We start from the raw sequence: 7,539 nt of genomic DNA, 5'->3' as shown, positions 1-7,539 counted from the left end.
TGATATTGGTTTTGACAAGATCGTGCTGAACAATGTACGCATCTATGACATTCTCGTCAGCACCAATGGCACGTACGGCGGCAACGTGAGCGGCACCGTACAAGTGAACGGCCAGCAAATTCTCGCCTACAGCGGATCATGGGCCGCCTTCAATACGCCGCAGTCGCTCGTGACCTCGCCACTAATCACGCGGAATGTAGCAGGCCTTACAGCATTGGTGAATGCAATTAGAAACAAGCAACAGATTACGCTTGCGGCAAACGGCAACGTTTCGCAAGTCCCCGTTCCGAACGGCTTGTCTGTCAAGGTGCAGGTCCTCGGGCAGGTTGACGCCGAGCTGTAACCGATACTGTGTACGATGTGCAAGCCTCCGGGCAATCGGCGCCCGGAGGCTTTTTTGTCAATCCTGTTGGGTATCCGAACTTCCTTGAATACCTCCGTTGCGTTTTGTAGATTGGTCGTGCATGACTTCTCTGCATAACAATCTGTTTGGCCTCACCCTTCAAGAGCTTTCTGATTTTGCCGAACGTATAGGCGAAAAGCGCTACAGGGGTAGGCAGCTCTTTGACTGGATCTACGCAAAGGATGCGTCGTCATTTTCCGAAATGACCAGCCTCGCGAAATCATTTCGTGAACAACTGGAACAGCATGCTTCCCTCGAACGCGTCGACATCGTCCGCCGCCAACGTTCGCACGGCGATGCAACAGCAAAGTTCCTCGTCAAGCTCCATGACGGCTTACATGTCGAAAGCGTCCTTATTCCCCCCCGGCTGGCTTTTCGCGGCCACGAGGCCGACCATGAGGAGGAGCAGCGTCGGCTGACGCTGTGCATATCAAGTCAGGTGGGATGTGCTTTAGACTGCAGGTTTTGCGCAACGGCGTCAATGGGGTTGCTGCGAAATCTGACGGCGGGCGAAATAGTAGGCCAGGTAATGCAGGTGAGGCGCGAAGCACACCGTCCCATTACCAATATTGTTTTTATGGGAATGGGCGAGCCGATGATGAATTTCGACAATGTGATGAAGGCTGTCGATATTCTCATCACCGGGTTGAACATCGCGGCCCGGAGAATTACCATTTCCACGGCAGGCTGGGCGGATAGAATTCGACTCATGGCGGAGAGCGGCTGCAAGGCAAAACTTGCCGTGTCGTTACACAGTGCCGTTGATGAAACGCGCACGACGCTGATGCCCATCAACAAGAAATTCAATCTCGCGGAACTGATGTCGGCGATCGAGTACTATCATGCGAGAACGCGCAAACGGGTGACGTACGAGTATGTTTTCTTCGACGGCGTGAACGATTCGGACTACGAAGTGGCCCAACTCGTCAAGTTGGCCCGGCGCGTGCCGTGCAAAGTGAACATCATCCCGTTTCATTCGATAGCGTTCACAGGAGTGGCCGGTTTGGGCGCCTCGCTCAAGCCGTCTCCCCGCATGAATGCTATAGCCGACCGGCTTCGTACAGCCAACCTTTCGGTGTTTGTGCGAAGCAGCGCGGGCGAGGATATTGACGCCGCCTGCGGACAGCTTGCCGTGAAAACGGAAAAGGAGCACGCACGGCAAGTCCGGCTTTCCACGCGCCGTTCCGGCTCCGGTATTCCGGCCTGAACGGGATACCATCTATATTGACTACTGACCAAGGACGACAATGCGATTACTCATGTTTGGCCCTCCGGGCGTCGGCAAGGGAACGCAGGCAAAACTTCTCTCGGAAGAGTTCGGTGTGCCGCATATTTCCACCGGCGACATGCTGCGCGCTGCCGTTGCCGCAGGAACAGAATTAGGCAAGAAGGCAAAAAGCATCATGGATGCGGGCCACCTCGTTCCCGATGACGTCATGATCGGGATTGTTCGCGAAGTTCTCACCTCGCCAAGAGTACAAAACGGATTTATCCTTGATGGCTTCCCGCGGACAGTCGATCAGGCAAAGGCACTTGCGGCGCTGTTCGAAGAGTTGCACATCAGGAACTACAAAGTCATCAACTTCCACGTCGACAATGCGGAAATCATCCGCCGCCTCGGCTCGCGCCTGATGTGTGTGAACGACGGCAACATCTACAACAAACTTTCCGATGGTGTCACGACCGACAGCCCGTGTCCCGAATGCGGGGGCAAGCTCATTCAACGCGAAGATGACAAAGAGGAGACGGTGCGTAAACGCCTCGAAATCTACACCTCCACCACGAAGCCTGTTCTGGACTTCTACAAGGAACGCGGCGTGATTGTGCAACTGGACGGCATGGCATCCGTTGACTCGGTGTATGAGGAAATCAAGCAATTGGTCGGAGCATAGCTTTTTTTTTGTTGGAAGGGGTGAGTGATGTATGAACGCATTCCGCTGATTGTCGCCCACCGCGGCAGTTCAGGCGTGGCTCCCGAGAACACGCTTGCTGCATTCCGGCAAGCGATTGCCGACGGCGCCGACATGATTGAACTCGACGTCCGGATGACGAAGGACTTCGAGCTTGTTGTGCTGCACGACAGGAGCGTCAACCGCACGACGAACGGCAAGGGAAAAGTCCGGGACCTGACGCTTGCCGACCTGCGTTCATATGATGCAGGCTCCTGGTTCGGCAGGAAGTTCTCCGGGGAGCGGATCCCATCTCTTCGCGAGGTCATCGATATTCTTCCCCACCACGTCAATCTCAACATCGAAGTCAAAACGGACGGGGAAACCCGGAAGCGGATTGCGTTTGAAGAATCGCTTCTTCTGGTGATTCGTGAGAAGAACTTTGCCCGGCGTGTCCTTGTGTCTTCCTTCGACCACAAATTTCTCCGGCGCTACCACGCACTCGATCCGACCATGAAGATTGGCGCGCTGTATTTTCCGTTGCGTGACGCAGCGCGAAAACCCTCCACCCTTGCCCGCCGCGTCGGGGCGTCCGTGTTTATTTGCAGCGTTACGCAACTGCGCAAGAGTTTTATTGATGATGCGGAAAGAAACGGCATTGCGCTTGCTTGTTACGGCGTGAATTCACGGCGGCAACTTGCGAAGGCGAGGCAATCCGGTGTGAAGATTGTTGTGACGGATTATCCGAAAGAGATTCGAAAGCTTCTGCGTACCGCATCCCGCTAACTGCCGCAGTATCTGCACGTTCCCGACGCTTTGTTGTTGACCCCTTTTCCGGAGTTCCGGCATCGTATTGATGCAATTCAGGAAGAAACCTCAACCAGGAACAAAGGCGGCAAGAGTGAACTACGGCTTTACCAAAACGACAACTCTGCAATTCGATCAAGCAGTGGAAAAAGTCACCGACGAACTCAAGAAAGAAGGCTTCGGCGTGCTGACAACCATCGACGTGAAAGAGACGATGAAGAAGAAGTTGGATGTCGATTTCAGGAAGTATGTGATTCTCGGCGCGTGCAACCCGCCCTTTGCGTTCAAAGCGCTGCAGGCCGAAAAAGAAATCGGCCTTCTGCTTCCTTGCAACGTTGTTGTGTATGAAGAGAACGGCAACTCGACAGTTTCCATCTTCGATCCGATGGTGATGACACAGATTCTCGGGAACGACGCGATGAAGCCGATTGCAGAGGAAGTTCAAGAGCGGCTGAAGCGCGTGCTTGAGGCGATGTAGCCGCAAGACAAGTCACGCAATGCGCGCAGAACGTTGAACAACGACGTTGTTGAACACCGCAACACGCGATACAGCGCGGGGCCGGGCTCATTCGCTGCAGCCCTAAGGCCTCAAAGACACACCGCAGCCCGATGGGACGGGCGAACGCGAACACACCGCAACAAAATTAATTCCCCCGCCTATTGACTTTCGTTTTTTTTTTTTTGTTAAACTAACATTAGCGTAACGCAGACACCATACTACTGCTGAGGGAGGTACCATGACAACCCGCTGTCTCCCTGTTCTTGAACAGGCTGCGCTTTACACAACCATGACGAAGGTCTCCTTCATCATGGGCTCACCCGCGGAGAAGTCCCGACACTCCTTGACGAGTATCCCAGCGAGGTTTATATGCGACGAACATTAGCCGTTGCGGCATGTGCCGCGCTCTGCGCGCTTGCGCTGACGTGCAAGAAGGAACCCCCCGTTGTGCCCCCCAACGGCGGACCGGATACGACCAGCCATAACTGGACCTTCACCACAGACTCAATTGGCGAGTTTGGGAGTTATCTCAGGGATGTTGCCTTGTTGGATGACGGGACAGCGTGGGCTGTTGGTGCCTTGTTTGGAGTTGACACAACTGGCCCGTTCGGACAGCAGGCAGTAGGTGCGATGATGTGGAACGGAACAATGTGGATGCCCACAAGGGTCATAACTCAGTTCACGGGGCCTCCCACAAATGTGGCCCCGATACGCGGGGTGTTGGCACTTGCGTCCAACAATATCTGGTTCGCTGCCGGAAGCGTGGTTCACTGGAATGGAACAAGCTACGTCGGATACCCTCTTCGCGGAACAATCCTCTCAGGAAACGAGACCATTGAAAAACTCTGGGGGACATCTTCAAGCCTTATTATTGGCGTTGGTAACGAAGGTACAGTTGTACGGTGGAATGGCTCTACATGGTTGAAACTCGTAAGCAACACAACGGTTGATCTTCTCGACGTGTGGGGCAGCCCCGACGGGAGCGTGGTGTGGGCATGTGGGTACAGGCCGGACTACTCGGAGAGCGTTCTTCTCAGGTATGACGGCGCAGCATGGCAAACCATCTGGAAGACGCCTCCACCCGTGTCGAATCAACCATACGATGGTTTGCTGCAGACAGTCTGGTCAACTGGGAACGACAGCCTGTATGTTGCTGGTGCAGAAGGGGTCTGGCGGCAACACCCTGCCGGAGGGACGGCACGAAAGGAAGTTCTTCCGCTTGGCAGTTTCCCCACCCGTGTTCGCGGGAGCGCCGGGAACGATCTCTTCATCGCCGGATTTGATGGCATGGTGTGGCACTTCAACGGAAACATCTGGAGACGATTTCACCACTTAACGAACTCCTTGCATGTGTACAACGGTGTTGGTCTGCGCGGCAATACAGTCATAGCGGTGGGCGCGGATTACAGCGCCACAATACAACGGGGTCTGGTGCTTGTGGGCACCCGCCCTTAACAATATCCAATCACATTGGGAGGTTATCATGCGACCAGCACACTTGTTGTTTGTTGTGTTCTGTGTGTTCTTGCTGCAACCTGCGACGGCGTTTGCACAGCCGGAAAAGATTGGCGTCGTGGTTCACATCATTCGCGATGCAGTAGAATACTCTCTTCTCTTCTCTTCTCTTCTCTTCTCTTCTCTTCTCTTCTCTTCTCTTCTCTTCTCTTCTCTTCTCTTCTCTTCTCTTCTCTGGAGGATTAGAAGCTTGTGCCAAATGCAGGTGGGGCACGGTTGCGATAAACTGGAGGCCGCTATGAGAGCCCAGAGTGTTGATCGTTCTTTATCGACCTGCATGGGTCGCGCTTCTGCCTCACTGACATTTTTTTGCTCGCGTATCAAGGGGGGATATATGACAACGGTCAGATCGGTCTGCGCTTGTGTATTGATGTTTCCGGCCATTGTGTCGTTAAAGGCCGGCGAACAGTTGAAAACTCTGTACTCCTTCGGCGTGATTGTACAGCACGGCCAACCCGTCTATCCGCTCCCGTCCATTGTTGCCCTCGGTCTCTACGACCCCGACCCGTTGCTTGATCTCGCATACTATTCGGACGGCAAGGTACAAGTCTGGCGCAACATGGGCAACGGGACATACGGAAGTGTGCCGGTGTACGAGCAGCCGATACGCGGTGAAGTTGCGAAGCTGGAGTTTAAGAAGAGCAACATGTTCAATGGGATGATCTACGACCACACGAGTTGGGGGGACTTGTATGTGACAGCCGACGGACGCGAGGAGAAGATCGGGCACGAGCAGATGCAACGAGCGGGTTTTGCCTCCTTGCCGCAAACGGCAACGGGAGTGCCGCTGCTGAGCTTTCACGAAGTGTGGCGCAGCCAGGAACAACACCAACCGGTAACGGCATTGCTTATTGATGATATTGACAATGATGGCAAGATGGAGTTGGTGTACTTCTATAAGGTGCTCCGCACTATGGGTGATACAAGCCGCGTTGTAGTCTATGAACATGTCGGTAACAACCAATATGTCGTTGATTGGGATACGGTGCTGCGGAATGGAGGGGGGTGGCCATACTGTATTTCTGATCTTGACAAAAATGGAAAAAAAGAGATCGCCATCATCTCTACCACAACTCCGGGCATTGCGTTTCTCGAATGCGACGGTCCCGGGCAGTATCGCATGTGTGAATCGAATATCATTTTCAGTTCACCCGGATATATTTTCAAGGCCATGGAATCTGATGTGAACCACAACGGGCGGAAGGAATTCTGTGTGCAGCACAGCAACCCGCAAGCCCCATCATGGATTGAGAAAACCCTCATTTACGTAGCGGAATTCTCCGTTCGGGGAATAGACGGCTCGTTTTCGTTCAGCACACAAGAGCTTGCACGCTATTATCCCTACACGTTCGATTTTGCGGTGGGGCAAATTGATGGCGGGGGAACAGACGAGATCGTTCCTGCCGGAGGCTCGTACGGCTTTCATGAACCGGTGCCGGTGGATTATCTCTGGCGAAGTCCCTCGGGGCAATGGCTGACACGGAAAATCCACACGGGATTAGAATCAGGCACGGGAGCCGTGATGTTTGTGAATACAGGAAGCGGCATGCCGAAGTTCTTCAGCGGTGCCCCTGGGCCAATAGGTCACGGCTCTGTCTTTCTTCTCGACTATGTCGCCGATACAACATGGCGTGTGGTGTTCGCCGATTCATCACTGCGTAACAGTCCACTATGGGTGAATTCCGGCATCCTCGATGGACAGTTTGTTGTGGCGGGTGCGAACACATATGATGTGACTCCGCTTGATACCACTTGGTCTGATTTGCACGTATATCTACCCGCCGGGCAAAAGATGGGAACGTGGCGATTGGACTCCGCATATCTCAACAATTTCTACTTTCTGGACATAGACCAAGACCAGAGAACTGACCTGATATTTGCTTGGACTTCCTTCCTGCCACCCATCATGTTTCGGCATTGTGTGCGTAACTATGAATCGGATTTTGTCACCTCAACCGAAAGGGGGCAAGACACCCGACCGTTGATATTTCGATTGGAACAGAATTATCCCAATCCGTTCAATCCGGTAACAACCATCGCCTACACCATTGCAACAAAGTGCCTTGTGCAACTTGAAATTGTCAATCTCTTAGGTCAACACGTAACAACACTGGTCAACGAAGAAAAGCCGGGTGGCAAGTACACCGTGCAATGGTCGGCGGCGGGCGTTCCCAGCGGCGTTTACCTTTACACGTTGCGAACATCAACTGTGCAGCTTACACGCAAGATGTTGCTCATCAAATGAGGGAGAAAGGAGGATACATGAGACAAAAAGTTCCAGTGCCTCACCGCAAGAAACCCAAGCGGTGATGCGCTAACATCACCGCTTGGAAGAGGCCGTCTGTTAACGCCAGACGGAAGCAAACAATAATCCGTTCACGGACCTTGGAGGAACGCGCTGGCGTTGCCGCCCGCGTGCCCTTGTT

General features: G+C 53.6%; 8 protein-coding genes. 7 read left to right on the top strand and 1 reads right to left on the bottom strand.

Translation table 11 applies throughout. The features are described from left to right. The 6 genes from KF749_17200 to KF749_17175 form a co-directional block, all read left to right on the top strand. The coding region (locus tag KF749_17200) for a hypothetical protein (protein MBX2992892.1) at window positions 1-343 on the top strand (343 nt) is incomplete at its 5' end. Between the two features lie 121 nt (window positions 344-464). Next, on the top strand, window positions 465-1,610 hold the full coding sequence (rlmN, locus tag KF749_17195) for a 23S rRNA (adenine(2503)-C(2))-methyltransferase RlmN (GenBank protein ID MBX2992891.1): 1,146 nt from the start codon (window positions 465-467) through the stop codon (window positions 1,608-1,610). Between the two features lie 40 nt (window positions 1,611-1,650). Beyond that, a complete protein-coding gene (locus KF749_17190) occupies window positions 1,651-2,295 on the top strand; it encodes an adenylate kinase (GenBank protein MBX2992890.1) in 645 nt (214 codons plus the stop codon). Between the two features lie 24 nt (window positions 2,296-2,319). Further along, window positions 2,320-3,078: a glycerophosphodiester phosphodiesterase gene (locus tag KF749_17185; GenBank protein ID MBX2992889.1), complete on the top strand. Its 759-nt coding sequence runs from the start codon at window positions 2,320-2,322 to the stop codon at window positions 3,076-3,078. 70 nt (window positions 3,079-3,148) lie between these two features. Beyond that, entirely contained in the window at window positions 3,149-3,577 is a 429-nt protein-coding gene (locus KF749_17180) for a DUF302 domain-containing protein (GenBank protein MBX2992888.1), read from the top strand. Window positions 3,578-3,967: 390 nt separating this feature from the next. Beyond that, window positions 3,968-5,053: a hypothetical protein gene (locus KF749_17175; GenBank protein MBX2992887.1), complete on the top strand. Its 1,086-nt coding sequence runs from the start codon at window positions 3,968-3,970 to the stop codon at window positions 5,051-5,053. A gap of 123 nt (window positions 5,054-5,176) precedes the next feature. Here KF749_17175 and KF749_17170 read toward each other — a convergent pair whose 3' ends face one another. After that, window positions 5,177-5,392, bottom strand: coding sequence for a hypothetical protein (locus tag KF749_17170; protein MBX2992886.1), 216 nt, complete (start codon window positions 5,390-5,392; stop codon window positions 5,177-5,179). Window positions 5,393-5,447: 55 nt separating this feature from the next. On the opposite strand from KF749_17170, the gene KF749_17165 reads away from it, so the two are divergent. Beyond that, the gene (locus KF749_17165) at window positions 5,448-7,358 is read left to right on the top strand and encodes a T9SS type A sorting domain-containing protein (protein ID MBX2992885.1); all 1,911 of its coding nucleotides are present in this window, start codon (window positions 5,448-5,450) and stop codon (window positions 7,356-7,358) included. Window positions 7,359-7,539 lie beyond the last annotated feature (181 nt).

Source organism: Bacteroidota bacterium (assembly GCA_019637975.1).
In the GTDB taxonomy this organism is placed as follows: Bacteria; Bacteroidota; Ignavibacteria; order UBA10030; family UBA6906; genus CAADGV01.
Note: the sequence above shows the minus strand (reverse complement) of the source record. Positions and strands in the feature narration are given on the sequence as shown.